Here is a 263-nt window from a genome sequence, read left to right on the forward strand (position 1 = left end):
TTGTTTACCCGATGATTTTAAAAGTTCATCCGCACGCTTTAATACATCAAATCGCGTATCGTCTTTTTGAATATAAGTACAGCTGTGAGGTATCGCTAGCTTAACGTTTTTATACTCTTCAACAAACGATTGATGCATCAATAAAATACGTTCACTGATTGCTTGAATATCATCAATATCACTAAATAAAACGGTAAAATCGCTGTGAGAAATACGTGCAATGTAATTTTCAGAAAAGTGTTCTTGATTGCTCTCTAAGAAGC

Annotated in this window: 1 protein-coding gene; it reads right to left on the reverse strand. The window is 33.8% G+C overall.

From position 1 onward, the window contains the following. On the reverse strand, positions 1 to 263 hold a 263-nt coding region (locus AAEY88_RS14070), incomplete at both ends, for a hypothetical protein (RefSeq protein ID WP_350563375.1).

This window comes from Psychrobacter sp. CAL346-MNA-CIBAN-0220, from assembly GCF_040309805.1.
GTDB lineage: Bacteria > Pseudomonadota > Gammaproteobacteria > Pseudomonadales > Moraxellaceae > Psychrobacter.